Origin of the sequence: Paenibacillus sp. P3E (genome assembly GCF_001909045.1) — a bacterium.
In the GTDB taxonomy this organism is placed as follows: Bacteria; Bacillota; Bacilli; order Paenibacillales; family Paenibacillaceae; genus Paenibacillus_AQ; species Paenibacillus_AQ helianthi.
In genome coordinates this window covers 12,601-28,692 of sequence record NZ_LVWH01000185.1, presented here as the reverse complement: position 1 = coordinate 28,692, position 16,092 = coordinate 12,601, and the positions used below count along the sequence as shown (strand labels likewise).

The 16,092-nt window shown below is 51.9% G+C and carries 10 protein-coding genes; 4 read left to right on the top strand and 6 right to left on the bottom strand.

Translation table 11 applies throughout. The features are described from left to right. The first annotated feature begins 1 nt into the window (after position 1). Positions 2 to 949, top strand: a complete 948-nt coding sequence (locus tag A3842_RS21245; protein WP_074102647.1) for an ATP-dependent DNA ligase — start codon at positions 2 to 4, stop codon at positions 947 to 949. A gap of 39 nt (positions 950 to 988) precedes the next feature. Further along, complete coding sequence (gene ligD / locus A3842_RS21240) at positions 989 to 1,873, top strand: non-homologous end-joining DNA ligase (RefSeq protein ID WP_074083109.1); 885 nt, start codon at positions 989 to 991, stop codon at positions 1,871 to 1,873. Between the two features lie 192 nt (positions 1,874 to 2,065). On the opposite strand, the gene A3842_RS21235 is transcribed toward ligD, so the two are convergent. Both A3842_RS21235 and cls read right to left on the bottom strand, forming a co-directional pair. Then, the gene (locus A3842_RS21235; RefSeq protein ID WP_074083108.1) at positions 2,066 to 2,974 is read right to left on the bottom strand and encodes a YitT family protein; all 909 of its coding nucleotides are present in this window, start codon (positions 2,972 to 2,974) and stop codon (positions 2,066 to 2,068) included. Positions 2,975 to 3,096: 122 nt separating this feature from the next. After that, the gene (gene cls, locus A3842_RS21230) at positions 3,097 to 4,527 is read right to left on the bottom strand and encodes a cardiolipin synthase (protein ID WP_074102646.1); all 1,431 of its coding nucleotides are present in this window, start codon (positions 4,525 to 4,527) and stop codon (positions 3,097 to 3,099) included. Positions 4,528 to 4,763: 236 nt separating this feature from the next. Between cls and A3842_RS21225 the strand changes: the two genes are divergently transcribed. Beyond that, positions 4,764 to 5,915 (top strand): M23 family metallopeptidase, encoded by a 1,152-nt coding sequence (locus A3842_RS21225; RefSeq protein WP_074083106.1) that lies wholly within the window; start codon positions 4,764 to 4,766, stop codon positions 5,913 to 5,915. A 70-nt stretch (positions 5,916 to 5,985) separates the two neighbouring features. Continuing rightward, complete coding sequence (locus tag A3842_RS21220) at positions 5,986 to 6,426, top strand: bactofilin family protein (RefSeq protein WP_074102645.1); 441 nt, start codon at positions 5,986 to 5,988, stop codon at positions 6,424 to 6,426. Positions 6,427 to 6,495: 69 nt separating this feature from the next. On the opposite strand, the gene A3842_RS21215 is transcribed toward A3842_RS21220, so the two are convergent. From A3842_RS21215 to A3842_RS21200, 4 genes are all read right to left on the bottom strand, one after another. Beyond that, positions 6,496 to 7,281 carry an ABC transporter permease gene (locus tag A3842_RS21215; protein ID WP_074083104.1) on the bottom strand — a complete coding sequence of 262 codons (786 nt, stop codon included), beginning with the start codon at positions 7,279 to 7,281 and terminating at the stop codon, positions 6,496 to 6,498. After that, positions 7,274 to 8,200, bottom strand: coding sequence for an ABC transporter ATP-binding protein (locus A3842_RS21210; RefSeq protein WP_074083330.1), 927 nt, complete (start codon positions 8,198 to 8,200; stop codon positions 7,274 to 7,276). The genes A3842_RS21215 and A3842_RS21210 overlap by 8 nt, the downstream gene beginning before the upstream one ends. Before the next feature lie 336 nt (positions 8,201 to 8,536). After that, positions 8,537 to 13,132, bottom strand: a complete 4,596-nt coding sequence (gene gltB, locus A3842_RS21205) for a glutamate synthase large subunit (RefSeq protein WP_074102644.1) — start codon at positions 13,130 to 13,132, stop codon at positions 8,537 to 8,539. Between the two features lie 431 nt (positions 13,133 to 13,563). Beyond that, a complete protein-coding gene (locus A3842_RS21200) occupies positions 13,564 to 15,918 on the bottom strand; it encodes a YhgE/Pip domain-containing protein (RefSeq protein WP_074102643.1) in 2,355 nt (784 codons plus the stop codon). Between the last annotated feature and the right edge of the window lie 174 nt (positions 15,919 to 16,092).

Below are 16,092 nucleotides of genomic sequence, written 5' to 3'. Positions count from 1 at the left end.
CATGAAGCTGCAGCCGGTAGTTCCTTTCGAACCTATACTGGCATCACAACTGCCGGAGGGTGATCAGTGGATTGCGCAGATTAAGTGGGATGGTGTGCGTATGCTCTCCTATTACGATGGGAAAGCCGCTGAACTGATTAACCGGCGTGGCAACCGCCGTACCCTGCAGTACCCTGAAATCGCCGACCCCAGAGCTTACTGCAGGGCTGAATCGGTGATACTGGACGGTGAAGTCATCGCGCTCAGCGGCGGCAAACCGTCCTTTCATGAGGTCATGCGCCGGGACAGCCTGAAGAATGCCGCAGCCATCAAGGCTGTCCGCCCGCAGGTGCCCGTGCTCTATATGATATTTGATATTTTGTACTATGATGGCTTATGGCTTCTGGACCAGCCGCTGTCGAGCCGGCAGCAGACCTTAGGCCACATCCTGCTTCCCCATCCCCATGTGCAGAACGTGCCCAGCTATACCCGCCCGTCTGAGCTTTTAGCTGCTGCACAGAACGGAAGCCTGGAAGGGATTGTGTGCAAGGACATTAACAGCACCTATGCACCGGGCGGAAAAGACGGTCGATGGCAAAAGCGTAAGATCATCTCCGACGTAACCGCCGTAGTTGGCGGTGTTACGTATAGGGATGGACTTGTGAATGCTCTGCTCTTTGGCCTTTATGACAGCGAAGACAAGCTGCATTATATCGGGCATGCCGGAGCAGGCCGGATGACCGTACAGGATTGGCGCAGCTTAACTGCACAGGTTGAGAAGCTTCGAACTTCAGACATGCCCTTCACCACTGTCCCGCAGCGGAGTAAGGGAGCCGTCTGGATTCAGCCCCAGCTGGTCTTCAAACTGCATTTCCTGGAGTGGAACCACTCGGGAACCCTGCGTCAACCTGTCATCCAAGCCCAATTGGACCTTCCCCCGCTGTCCTGCCGGTTGGAGCAGAAAGGATGACAATGCAAGATATTTCATATTTCCAAAGGAGGATGCCGGATGCCCAAGACTATCCGGGGTTCCATTACCATCGGAGGACAAGAAATCACCATAACGAACCCGGATAAGCTGTTGTGGCCGGAACGCGGCATTACCAAGCGAATTTACCTGGAAAAACTGGCCGCCCTTTCCCCTTATCTGCTGCAATACTGCCGGGACCGTCTCCTAACGGTGATCCGCTATCCGCACGGCGTGCCAGGCATGTCCTTTTATCAGAAGAATGCACCTGAGCCCCTGCCCGACTTTGTCCGTACAGCAACACATGACAACATCACTTATATCCTTCTTCAAGGGCTGCCGGAGCTGCTCTGGCTGGGCAATATGGCCGCCCTGGAGTTTCATCCTTCGCTTCATTACGCGGGAAGTGAGCTGCCCTGCGAATGGATGATTGACCTTGACCCGTCGCTTGAAGTCGAACCACGGATTATGGAAGCGACTGCAGTCGTAGGCGAGGTGCTCCAATCTCTGGGCATTGCCTCCGTCCCGAAGACCTCCGGTGCAACAGGCGTGCAGATTATTGTACCTATCCGCCCCGGAGTCACTTTTGACGGCCTTCGCCGGATCGGCCACTTTGTCGGTCGGTACGTGACAGAGAAACGTCCCGACCTGTTCACCCTGGAGCGGCTGAAGAAGCATCGGGGGGACAAAATTTATTTTGATTACCTTCAACATTATGGCGGCAAAACGCTTGCTGCACCTTATACGCCACGAGCCCGCCCGCTGGCTACCGTATCTACTCCTCTTCTGTGGGAAGAGGTTCGGCGGAATGTCTCGCCTGCTGATTTCCACCTGCAGAACATCGAGGAGCGCCTCAGCCGCATGGGTGATCTGATCGCCAAAGTGCCTGCACAGCCGGTGGAGGCTCTTATTTCCAAGCTCCCATAGTTTCTCCTCTCCAAAAAGCAATAAGCCCGCAAATGCCTTTTCAGGCTGCGGGCTTATCAGACGTCCATCTTACGGACGGAAGGTATTCTATATGAGAATGCGGCGATACTTGATACAGACGCCGAATTGATTACTCTGTCGTTCGTAAATATACCTTCCTTCGGTTAGCGCTCCCGTTAATTACGGGCAAAGCTAATGGATTGATTTTTTCTTAAAGCGGCCGCCCTTAACATCATGGATATTGCCAATCGCGACAAAAGCTTCGGTATCCCAATCTTCAACAATAGCTTTAAGTTTCGCTTCTTCCAAGCGGGTAATCACTACAAAAATCACTTTCTTGTTATCTCCGGAGAAGCCGCCTTCCCCTTCCAGATAAGTAACACCACGTCCGAGTCGCTCGGTCAGCGCTTCTCCGATATCACGGAATTTATCGCTGATGATCCATACCGATTTCGATTGATCCAAACCCTCAAGCGTAACATCAATCACCTTAAAAGCAATGTAGTAAGCGATTAAAGAGAACATCGCATTGTTCCAGCCAAACACAAAGCCTGCACCGGATAGAATAAACAGGTTGAAGAACATGACTACTTCACCTACGGAGAATGGAAGCTTCTTCGAGACCAGAATAGCGATGATTTCTGTTCCATCCAGCGATCCTCCATACCGTACCACCAGGCCAACACCTACACCCAGAATAACGCCTCCAAACACTGCGGCAAGCAGCGGTTCACCCGTTAGCGGGGCTACAGGATGCAGCAGTTGAGTGCCAATGGACATCAGAACTACAGCAAACAGAGTGGATAAGGCAAAGGTTTTACCGATTTGCTTATAGCCGATTACAAGGAACGGCAGGTTAAGCAGAGTTAATATAATCCCCAGCGGGATATGGAAAATATGGGATATCATAATGGAAATACCGGTAATTCCGCCGTCAATCAATTGATTGGGAACAAGGAAAATCTCCAATGCCACAGACATCATCGCTGATCCAAGCACGATCATTACGATCCTTTGAACCAATTTGGCCCTCTTAAAGGCTTCTGATTTCTGAGGTTTCTTCTGTTCCCCATTCGTGAATAATTGCTGGCTTACAGTCATAGAACTCCCCCTGTTAAAAGTATAGTTACTTCTTATACCTTCATTATATCATAAAAGAGGGTCCTTTATGGCATAGAAAATGTTAGAACCTTCGAAAACTCAAGTTTCTATCGCTTAAACTGTCATAAAAGCGGTGATAACAGCTGACAAAGGTTTTCTATGCATTTGACAATTCCTCCTCTTCTCCGAAAGATTGCCGGCTCAATAAATTCACTATGCTCCAGATCCTGTTCAAAACCAGCAGCAAGCAGCGTAATCACCTCCGGACTAAGCATGACGGCTGTCAGCTCAAAGTTGGAGTAAAAGCTCCGCATATCCAGATTGGCACTCCCCACCGTCCCCAGGATATCATCGATAATCATAATTTTGGCATGCATGAACCCTTTCTGATACCGGTAGAATTTCACTCCGGCATCCTGCAGGTTTTCCAGGTAGGAGAGAGACGCATTGTACACCAGCCTGTTGTCCGGTTTGTCCGGAATGATGATCCGCACATCCACTCCAGCAAGCACCGCACTCTTGAGCGCCCGGCAGATCGTAGGATCGGGAATAAAATAAGGTGAGGTAATCCATATCCGCTCTTTCGCCGCTGTAATTGACGCGAAATACATCTCCTGTGAGGTATCCAGCGCCCCGTCCGGTCCACTGGCGACAACGAGAACGGCCTTTTCTTCCGCACAATCATGCGCCGGGAAAAAGCGGGGATGGCTCACTCCCTCACCTGCTGCCAGCCTCCAATCTTTCAGGAAAACATACTGCAGGCTGTAGACCGCATCCCCTTCCAGACGAAGATGGGTGTCCCGCCAATATCCCAGCTTGGGATTTCTCCCCAGATAATCATCCCCTACGTTCATGCCACCGGTGAACCCCACACGCCCATCGACAACAACGATTTTCCGGTGATTCCGGAAATTGAACCTGCGCTCCAGCAGGGAGTTTAATGGCGGCAGGAAGAAATGAACCTCCACTCCGGCATTTCTCAGCCTTCCAATGAAGTCGCGGCCTAGCTTATGGCTGCCGAGTCCATCACAAAGCAGGCGGACCCTCACCCCCTGGCGCGCTTTACGGATCATGACCTCCTGAAACTGCTTCCCGGTCTCATCATCACGAAAAATATAGAATTCCATATGGATATGCTCCCGCGCTGCTTCCATAGCTTCAAGCATAGAGTCATAAGCTTCCTGTCCGTCAGCCAGTACTTGGCACTTGTTCCGGCCGGTGACCGGAATCTCTGACAGCCGGGAGAGCAGGAACAACAGTCCTTTATAGTCTGAGAAATGCGGATTCCCACTCTCTTCCGCATGTTTCACAAGCTTGACTATACCGGACACATGAGCACGGATCTCCCGAAATAACGAAATACACCTCTTCTCGAGCTTGCGATTCTGCCAATAATCCCGGCCGAAAAAATAATAGAACAACAGCCCGAGCGGCGGGCAGCAGAAGGTAACGAGCAACCAGGCCAACGCTCTTTGCGGGCGGCGGAATTCGAGCAGCAGGATTACAGCAATCTGTAGAATAAAAAGACATAGAATAAACGCCAATATTACCAATCTGTCACCCTCTTGAATGTTTTATAGTGAGTCCATTCTCATTCCAGCTGTCGCTGGCACCCGGCAATTTTGTACCTTCTGTTACCTTCATTCTCCCTCTTTGTTCCAGCAAACCGTTGTCATGTTCCCCACGGACATGGAATACATAGAGTAGTAGGACGATTCGGATGAGCCCTTAGAAATTAGGACTTCAGTGAATACAAGGCGGCTGCACGAGCCGCAGGAAAGGAGAAGCTATGAAGAATCAGCCCGATCATAACCGGATCACGCTGCTTGTTGTCCGTGAAGCCGGACGTCCGGTAAGGCAGCTTCAGCTATCCAAGCCACTCGCTCTTGCGCTGCCGGCCGCTGCCGCCCTTTCTCTGTCCAGTCTGGTCACTTCCATGCATTTTCATGCCTCCCGCTCCATTTCCGAGCTGGAAGCAGAAGCCGCGGCACTGTCCCTGACCAATCTTCGTATGGAAATGAAGGTTGCCGATAAAGATCAGGCCTTGCTGCAGCTTCGCAGTCAGGTTACTGAACTATCGGAGGAAGCAGACAGTATCAAAGACAAACTGAAAAGCGTAAGCGAGCTGGAGCAGCAGCTGCAGTCTCTGATTGACAAGGGAAGCAGTCCGGCTGCCAGCGGCAAGGGGGAATCCTCCTCCGCCAAAACATCCAGTACTGTAGATCCCTCTGCACCTGCAGCGGGTACAGAATTATCTCCTCCGGCAGAAACGCATTATTCTGGCGGGGCTTCTTTTACCGCTGTATCAGCTGCTGCCGCATCGCCGGACGGCACATTCACGCCACAGGTGGGCGGGGAATATATCGCTGTCTACGCGAACGATCCCCTGAAGCTGGTGCGGGAAACGAAGGATGACTATGAGGAAATCCGCAGCATGCTGGATGAAATGATGAGCAGGATCCCTGTGACGATTACAGAAGCCCAAAAGGCAAATACCGCTAAAGCTACTCTCCAGGCCAAAAAGGCTATTGCTGAAAAATCCAGGCTGGCACCTGCCGTCATCTGGCCTACGCAGTCCAAGGTCATTACTTCCAGCTTCGGTTACCGTTCCGACCCTTTCAACGGGACTTCAGCCTATCATTCCGGCATCGATATAGCAGGCAGTATCGGCGATCCCGTATATGCTGCCATGGATGGCGTGGTCACCACCGCCGAGCAAATGGGCGCACGAGGCAAATATATTATTATCAAACATGACAATGGGCTGGAGTCCTGGTACATGCATTTGAATGGAATGCTGGTCTCCCCGGGCACCAGGGTAAGCAAAGGCCAGAAGATCGGCTTGCTAGGCAATACCGGACGCAGCACGGGACCCCATCTTCATTTCCAGGTGGTCAAACAAAACAAACCGGTCAATCCTTTGGGTTATGTACAGCCTTAAGCAGGAAGAAAGTGAAGTACGACGTTATTCAGTGGAGTAATCCTAAATAAACACTCAGGAGGATGAACGCATGTGGAATAAAAACAAACAGCACACGCCGGTGAAATCCACCGACTCGCTGATCGGGCACGGGGGTACGCTGGAGGGCAAAGTCACTTGCGACACTAATTTACGGATTGAGGGCAACTTCAGCGGAGAAATCCACTGCCGGGGCACTGTCACCGTCGGTGAACAGGGAACCGTCCGTTCCACCATCAAAGCACAGGACATCATCATTGCGGGCAAGGTTTACGGCGATGTGGTTGCCGATCAGAGGCTAATGATGACGGGTACCGGACAGCTGCATGGGAATATTCTGGCTGGCACCTTAAGCATCATGGAGGGCAGCTTGCTGAATGGCTCCGTTACCATGGCCGAAGAGCCCGCCACAGAAAAAGCGGGCGGACTTCAGAAAAACGGTCATACGGACAAAGCCGGCAAACGCGGCTCCAAACAAGCAGAAACGGCTTAGCCGTCCCTATGAAATATTAATTCTTATTGTACAGAACAACCTTGAATCGGGCTGGTGCAGCAGCCCGATTTATGCAGCAACATCTCTTTTACGGAACACAATCCAGGACACCAGCATGAATAGAAGATAATAGACGGCTAGTACCGCGATGGCAAACCCCAACGTGACTCCACCCGGGCCTTTATCTGATAACAGATAACCATGCAGATCCATATGGGTGAAGATCAGATATTTAGCCCACTCATAACGCTCAGGGCTAAAGATGGCCACAAAAATATCCTTGGCAAACATAATGAACAGCGATAACCCGATCGCCAGTCCGCTTGCACGGAAGACACTGGACACCATAAAAGCCAGAGCAGCGGTCAGGAATAGCTCAGCATAGCTGCACAGAATGCCTAGGAATGTATATTCTGCTGGACTCCATGCCGACATAGAGGCTCCTCCAAGCCCGGAGGAAGAGGAGAAGATAAGCGCAGACACATATCCAAATACGATCAGTACACCCGTGCTCAGCAAGCTGAACAGGATTAGGGAGATGTACTTGGAGAGCAGTATTTTGGATCGGCTCCATGGGCGGATCAGCAGCAGCTTAATGGTCCCCCAGGAAAATTCGCCCGCAACGGAGTCGGAGGCGATCACAACTGTAAAAATCGTATTGAGGAAAAAAGCGATACTCACAGTCATTTGAAAGCTGTTCCACAGCTCTGTCGTGGAGGTATCGCTGCTGGTAAAGTAGAACAGCGCCGGAAACAGCGCGCTCATCACAGCCAAAATAATGAGCATGATCCATGTACGTATACGACTGTAGATTTTAACGTTCTCATTATGTATGAGAGCCGCGAAATTACCCAATGCCTTCACCTCCGGTGATTTCCAGGAATTGATCCTCAAGTGAACGGGCCAGCACTTTAATGCCGTATACCTTGATCCCGCCTGTGACCAGCTTCGCATTCAATTCAGCGATAGCTTCGCGGTCCGCTGCCACGGCAATTCCACCATCCTTCAGTACCCCGGTCCCCAGCAAGGTCAATGCTGCTTCAGGATCACTAACCTCAAACAGCGTCTCACCGACGGGCAGAACCTCCGTGCCTACAGCCTTAAGCTGTTTCACATCAATCAGCTTGCCATTCTGGATAATTGCCACTGTATCGCACATCAGCTCCATCTCAGACAGCAAATGGCTGGAGACAAATACCGTTGTACCTTCCTCCTGGCATAATCGGCGCAGATAGTCGCGCAGCTCGCGAATTCCCTGTGGATCAAGCCCGTTCGTCGGCTCATCCAGGATCAGCAGCTTGGGACGGTGAAGCAGCGCCTGGGCTACACCCAGCCGCTGGCGCATTCCCAGTGAATAGGTCTTCACCTTGTCGTGTATCCTCTGTCCCAACCCTACCAGCTCCACAACCTCTTGGATCCGCTTCTTGTCCACACCTGGCACCATCCGCGCATATTGGCGCAGATTCTGGTATCCGCTGAGGAACTTGTACATCTCAGGGTTCTCCACGATCGCCCCAATATTCGCAACCGCTTCTTCAAAATGATCCTTGATGCTGCGGCCGCAAATCAGGATATCTCCGCGGCTGATCGAGATCAGTCCGACCATCATACGAATGGTAGTTGTTTTACCGGCACCATTCGGCCCGAGAAATCCGAAGATTTGTCCGGGCGGGATATCGAGCGTCAAGTCGCTAACCAGCGTCTTGTTGCCCATTTTTTTGGTTACACCCATTAAACTGGCTACGGGCTTCACCACTTCTGCCGTGTTCGGCATGGTCTCACTTCCTTTCGTCGGTGTATATAAAATGAGCTTGAGTTTCCAATTGAGGTGCATGCGGTTGAAATCCGTGAACTGATAATGCTTCCGTAGCGAGCTTTCCTTTGGAAAGCTTTTAGGCGGTCGCATTCACTCCTCCAGTTCCAATCTTCCCTCCGTTACTTTCACCTTCATTTTTTCACAATTCATTTTATATGGGTTTTATTCTACCACAACTTCCCTTTTTCCTGAAAAGCGGAAAAAAATGCAGCAATAGTAAAAGGGACAACCTCCCTCCGGTTAAGGAGGGGATGTTGTCCCTTGGTTTATCTTTTATTCGAGAGTGGTTAGCATTTAGCCGCCAACACGGGCAAGCTCACGCATATTCGCTTCAAATGCAGCCATCAGGGCAGCTTCGCCGGTCAGACCGGTCTGTTCCACCTTGCGGATCTGCTCCATCATCCGTTTATAGTCCTTCGGAATGACACGGGCAAATTTCGGCAGGGCCTCATCCCATGTATCCAGGATGCGTTGTCCGGCATTACTGCCTGTAAGCTCGGTATGGCGGATAATCAGACCTTGCAGTTCAGCAATTTCTTCAGGCTCCTCCACACGCTCCAAGAGAACCATCTCAATGTTGCAGCGTTTGACGAACGTATTGTCCGGATCATAGACGTAGGCGATACCGCCCGACATTCCTGCCGCAAAGTTGCGACCCGTTGCACCAAGCACAACCACACGGCCGCCGGTCATGTATTCACAGCCATGGTCGCCCACGCCTTCCACAACGACATTCGCACCAGAGTTGCGGACAGCGAACCGTTCGCCGGCAATCCCGCTGATATAAGCTTCACCGCCGGTAGCACCGTACAGGGCCGTATTCCCGATGATGATATTATCTTCGGCGGCGAAGGTCGCCTTAGAGGACGGCTTAATGATCAGCTTGCCGCCGGAAAGTCCTTTGCCCACATAGTCATTGGAATCCCCTTCAACCGTGATCGTGATTCCCTTCGGTACGAACGCCCCCAGACTCTGTCCCGCCGAACCGGTGAAATGCAGGCGGATCGTATCATCCGGAAGACCTGCTGCTCCATATTTACGGGTCAGTTCACTGCCCAGGATGGTCCCTACCGCACGGTTGACGTTCGTGATCGCAAGTGAAGCTTCAACCACAGCACCGGATTCCAGTGCCGGTGCAGCAAGATCGAGCAGCTTGGAAACATCCAATGTTTCTTCCAAGCCATGGTTCTGGGTCTGACTGCGGTAGCGAGTGCTTCCTTCCGGCATAGCCGGAATGTGCAGCAGGCTGCTCAAATCTACGCCTTTCTTCTTCCAGTGACTCGAAGCTTTGACGGCATCCAGGCAGTCCGTGCGTCCAACCATTTCCTGAATGGTGCGGAAACCAAGCTCCGCCATGATCTCACGCAGATCCTGTGCCACAAAGGTCATAAAGTTCACTACATGCTGCGGATCACCGGTAAAGTTCTTACGCAGCTCCGGATTCTGGGTAGCTACACCTACCGGACAGGTATCCATCTGGCATACCCGCATCATAATACAGCCTACAGCTACAAGCGGTGCAGTGGCAAATCCGTACTCCTCAGCACCGAGCAGCACAGCGACTGCCAGGTCACGGCCGCTAAGCATTTTGCCGTCCGTTTCCAGTACAACACGGTCGCGCAGATTGTTCAGCATCAAGGTCTGATGGGTCTCAGCCAGGCCAAGCTCCCAAGGGAGACCGGCATGACGGATGGAGTTCATCGGCGATGCGCCGGTACCCCCATCGTAGCCGCTGATCAGGATAATATCGGCACGGCCTTTGGCTACCCCGGCAGCGATGGTTCCCACACCGACTTCAGACACGAGCTTCACGTTAATATTGGCACGGGGATTGGCATTTTTCAGATCGTAGATCAATTCTGCCAGATCCTCAATAGAGTAAATATCATGATGCGGTGGCGGTGAGATCAGACCTACACCCGCTGTGGAGCCGCGCACTTCTGCGACCCAAGGATATACCTTGCGGCCCGGAAGCTGCCCGCCTTCGCCAGGCTTGGCCCCCTGCGCCATCTTGATCTGAATTTCATCAGCATTGACCAGGTAATTCGAGGTAACCCCGAATCGACCCGATGCCACCTGCTTGATCGCACTGCGGCGGGAATCGCCATTGCTGTCCGGAGTAAACCGGGCCGGATCTTCTCCACCTTCACCGGTATTGCTCTTGCCGCCGATGCGGTTCATTGCAATCGCCAGTGTCTCATGTGCTTCCTTGCTGATCGAGCCAAAGGACATGGCACCGGTCTTGAAGCGTTTCATGATGGATTCTGCAGACTCTACCTCATCCAGTGGTACTGGTGAATTCGCAGGCTTGAACTGCAGCATGGAACGGAGCGTCTGATGCTTCTCGCTCTCTCCTTGCACAAGTGCCGCATACTTCTTGTACAGCCCGTAATCGCCGCTACGCACGGAGTGCTGGAGAAGATGAATGGTCTGCGGATTGAACAAATGCTCTTCCCCGTCACTGCGCCATTGGTATTCACCGCCGGAATCGAGCACCTTGTCACTGCCATCCTTGTCAGTAAAGGCGCGGTTATGAGAGACAAGCGCCTCTGCTGCCACTTCTTCCAGGCCAATGCCTCCGATACGGGAAGGTGTCCAGGTGAAGTAACGGTCCACGAATTCCGAATTCAGGCCAACAGCTTCAAAAATCTGCGCGCCCCGGTAGGATTGAATCGTCGAGATGCCCATTTTAGACAATATTTTCACTACGCTCTTCGTCGCAGCTTTAATATAATTCTTCACAGCCTTCTCATGTGAAATGCCGCGCAGCAGGCCCTGGCCGATCATGTCATCCAGACTCTCGAAAGCGAGGTAAGGGTTGACCGCACTCACCCCATAGCCGAGCAGCAGCGCATAATGATGCACTTCACGCGGTTCGCCGGATTCCAGCAAAATGCTGACCTTGGTACGGGTTCCCGAGCGGATCAGATGGTGATGCAGGCTGGAAACGGCAAGCAGTGCCGGAATAGCCGCATTCTCACGGTCTACGCCACGGTCAGACAGAATCAGAATGTTATGGCCTTTGGCCATAACTCGGTCAGCCGCTTCATTCATCCGCTCTAGCGCGATACGCAGCCCTTCCGCACCCAGCTCAGCCGGGAACAGAATCGGAATCGACATCGACTTGAACCCTGCGCGGCGGACATGGCGGATCTTCGCAAAATCCTCATTGGACAGGATTGGTGAATCCAGTGAAATCTGCCGGCAGCTCTCGGGTTCCGGCTTAAGCAGGTTGCGTTCAGGTCCGATAGTTGTCGCTGTCGAGGTCACCAGCTCTTCACGGATCGCATCGATCGGCGGATTGGTTACCTGGGCGAACATTTGTTTAAAATAGTTATAGAGACGCTGCGGACGGTCCGACAGTACCGCCAATGGGGCATCATAGCCCATCGAGCCTACAGCTTCGGCACCGGTGGAAGCCATCGGCTCCAGCACCTTGCGCAGATCTTCAAAGGTATATCCGAAGGACTGCTGCAGCTGCTGCACATTGTCATGCTTCGGATTCGGCAGCTCTGGAGCATCAGGAAGCTCGTCAAGGCCAATCAGATGCTCATCCAGCCACTGGCGGTAAGGCTGTTCAGAAGCAATCTCGGCTTTGACCTCTTCGTCGGAAATGATCCGGCCCTGCTTCGTATCCACCAGCAGCATGCGTCCTGGTCTTAACCGGTCTTTGTATAGTACATCCTCTGCAGGAATATCAAGCACTCCGGCTTCCGAGGACAAAATAATCAGATCGTCTTTGGTTACATAATAACGTGAAGGGCGAAGGCCGTTTCGGTCAAGAATCGCACCGATCTGTACACCGTCGGTGAAGCCCATTGCAGCGGGTCCGTCCCACGGCTCCATGAGTGTGCTGTGATATTCATAGAATGCCTTCTTCTCCTCGTCCATGCTGTCATGGTTGCCCCAAGGCTCAGGAACCATCATCATGGCCACATGCGGCAATGAACGTCCGCTGAGGTACAGGAACTCGAAGGTGTTGTCGAACATAGCCGTATCGGAGCCGTCAGGGTTCACGACAGGCTTGATCTTGCTCAGGTCTTCCCCGAATACTTCACTCTTGAACAGCGATTGGCGCGCGTGCATCCAGTTCACATTGCCGCGCAAGGTGTTGATCTCACCGTTGTGGATCATGAAACGGTAAGGGTGTGCACGTTCCCAGCTTGGGAATGTATTGGTGCTGAACCGGGAATGCACAAGGGCAATCGCCGATTCCAGCGCTTCATTCTGCAGATCCAGATAGAACTGGCCTACCTGCGCAGTGGTCAGCATGCCTTTGTATACGATCTTTCGGCAGGACATGCTTGGCACATAAAAAGATTCGCCTTCTTCTGCTCCGCCATAGCGGATCGATAGTTCAGCACGTTTGCGGATGACGTACAGCTTGCGCTCAAATGCCAGATCATCCTTGATTCCTTCGGAGCGGCCGATGAATACCTGGCGCACATAAGGCTTAGCCGCCTTGGCTGTCTTGCCCAGCATCTCGTCAAAAGTAGGTACATCGCGGTAGCCGAGCACCTGCTGGCCTTCCTCGGTGATAATCTCGCTAAGGAGGGCTTCATGGCGGGCCCGGATCTCCTCGTTGTGAGACAAAAAGATCATGCCTACACCGTAATGCCCCTGCTCAGGCAGTTCAAATCCAAGCTTGCTGGCTTCACCGGTAAAGAAACGGTGCGGAATCTGCAGCATAATGCCGGCTCCGTCACCTGAGTTTGGTTCTGCTCCCTGGCCTCCCCGATGCTCCATATTGAAGAGCATGGTCAAAGCGTTACTTACAATATCATGGGATGGCTTGCCTTTGATATGGGCGACAAACCCCATTCCGCAGGCATCCTTTTCGAACTGGGGATCGTACAGGCCTTGTTTGACGGGCAGTTCAGTGTGTCTCATTGTATGCAACCTTTCTATTATAAAGTAGACGGATTTCAGGAAAAATTTTCAGTGGGAATTCTTAATAAATATTCAAGACAGATTGGTTATATTATTTTATCATCGACCTGACATGAGCGCAATTTAAACTTTTTTATGAGCTTGATTAACAATTGCTTTTGCGTCACAGCTTTAGTGAATTGAAGCGTAAAAAATCTTTGTTATGCATAAATATGCATGAATAACGAATAAGCTCTTATTCAATGAAAGCGTTTCATCCATTTTCCTGACACAATCATGGTATTTTTTGGACTGTTTTTCATTCCTGAAATAAGTGGTATCAGCTTCGCCGCCCTTTGCGTGAAACCTATAAATTCTTTGTTTAGGAAAAAACAAAGAACGCCCCGGCAAGGAGCGTCCTTTGTGTGTTTACTCAATGAATTATTTTTCAATTACAAGCTTAATGCTTGTTCTTTCTGCACAGCCATTTCACTATCACGGTCACGGGTCATGAAGTAAGTGAAGGTGCAAACCAGGAATACTACTCCGTAAACGGCCAGCATTCCGGCATCGCTCCACATAGTACCAAAATTACCGGTGGAAATTACTGCCTTGAACCCTCTTACACTATAAGTCATAGGCAGCAACGGGTTGAAGAATTTCATCCAGTCCGGAATCAGCTCAAGCGGGAAGGTTCCTGCACTTGTTGTCAATTGGAATATCAGCAGAACGATAACCACGAACCGTCCTGGTTGATCCATCCAGGTAACAATAGCTTGAATCATCCACATGAAGGCGATACTGGTAATGAAGGTAAAGGCATAGAACAACGGTACATTCTGTACATCCAGGCCAAGTCCGTAGAGAACAATAAGGATTGCCATCAGGGACTGGAACACGCTCATCATTGAGAAAGTAAGGGTGCGGCTGATGAAACGGTTGAACCGGCTGGCACCAATCACCTCGGAATCACGCATTGGAATTACAATGGTGCAGATGAGTGCGCCTACGAACAAACCAAGCGACAGGAAGTACGGTGCAAACCCTGTACCATAGTTTTGTACTGTAGTAAATTCTTTCTCTTCAATCTCTACCGGCTGGGCGAACATCGATACAAGTGCATCGGTTTTCTTCACGGTGCTGGTCTGAGAAGCGGCATCACCGAGTTTCACTGCCAGCTCACCGGAGCCGGCCTTCAGGTCATCCAGTCCGTTCTTAAGCTGTCCGGCTCCATCGCTTAGCTTCTTCGAGCCGTCTGCTACAGAGCTTAGGCCGCTGCTAAGCTGACCGGCTCCATCGAGCAGTTTAGCCGTTCCGGCTTCCAGCGCTTTGCCGCCGTTAGCAAGCTTCGCACCGCCTGCTGCTGCTTCGTTCAGCTTCGCACCGAACTGCTTCATGCCTGCGGCAAGCTTGGTGCCGCCGGTTTCAAGCGCTCCGGCTCCAGCCAGGAGCTGCTTCTGTCCGTCCAGCAGCTGTGTGCTGCCGGCATTCAGCTGCTGTGCCCCGTCATGCAGCTGGGTCACTCCGGCATCCAACTGCTGCGAACCGGTATGCAGCTGGTTCGCTCCCTGCACCAGCTGCTCCTGGCCGCTGTGCAGCGCAGTTGCGCCATCAAGGAGCTGTTGCTGGCTCTGATCCAGCTGTGCGGTGCCTTGAGCGACTGCGGTGCTGGCTGCGAGCAGCTTCTGCACATCCGGGCTTGCCGCCAGCTGCGGATTGGATTTGGCCAGTTGCGACAAGCCATCTGCGACCGCTTTGGCTCCCGCGCTTACCTTCGCGCTGCCGTCCTTCGAAGCTTTAAGTCCTTCTTCCAGCTTCGCACTGCCGTCTACGGAAGAAGTCAGGCCCGCTTCCAGCTTCGCACTTCCATCCACAACAGACTTTGTACCGGCTTGCAGCTTAGTGGTTCCGTCTACAGCCGATTTTGTACCAGCTTGCAATGCAGCTGCTCCGGCAGACGCTTTCTGCAATCCGGCATTGAGCTGTTTGCTGCCGTCCGCTGTCTGTGCTACACCATCCTGCAGCTGTTTATGAGCTGCAGACAACTGCTGAAGTCCGCCTGCAAGTGTACTGCTACCGGTCTGCAGTGCAGCAGCTCCGGTATTCAGATCTGCCACACCCTTTGTAAGAGGTGCTGCTCCATCCAAGAGTTTACCCGTACCTTCGGTCAGCACAAGCAGGTTATCCTTCAGCTTGAGCGCACCGTCATCCAGCTTGGTCGCGCCGTCGGCAATCTTGGTGGCGCCGTCTCCCGCTTCACCAAGACCGCTGGCGATGTCTGTGATTTTATCAAAAACAGAGGTCGTATAAGCTTCCGTAATTTTAGCAGATACTTTTGTCTTGATATCTTTCACGGCTGTGCCGCCGATTTGACCTGCCAAGAAATTATAGCCTTCGTTTGGCTCGTAGATAATTTTGGCCTGCTTTGGACTATCATCCAGCAATGTAGTCGCATTCGCGGAGAAATCTTCCGGAACGACGATAGTCATATAGTAGGTTTCGTCTTTCATGCCGGCGTCCGCCTGCGCCCGGGTGACAAAGTTCCATTTGAACCCGTCCGTTTTCTTGAGCTCCTCTACCAGGTCATTCCCGGCAGTAAGCTTCGTTCCCTCATAGTCGGCACCTTTATCTTCATTGACAACAGCGACGGGCAGCTCATTCATTTTGCCGTACGGGTCCCAGAATGCCTTGAGGAACAATCCGCTGTATAGTACCGGAATGAACAGGACGACAAACATGGGAATCAGCACCTTGGGATTTTTGAACACTGCGCCCAGGTCCTTGGCAAATACGGATAAAGATTTCATTCTGGTTCTCTCCTTCTGATCATATGCTCTCTTTAAAATCCTATTACTATCTAAAAAAGGTGAATCTCTTGAAAACTTGCAGTAACACTAGATGACTGATTTCCCCATTCGGTCACTCATGGGCAAATAAAAACTCCTGCCGGAGTCGTCTGAGACTGTCCATTCTCATGTATG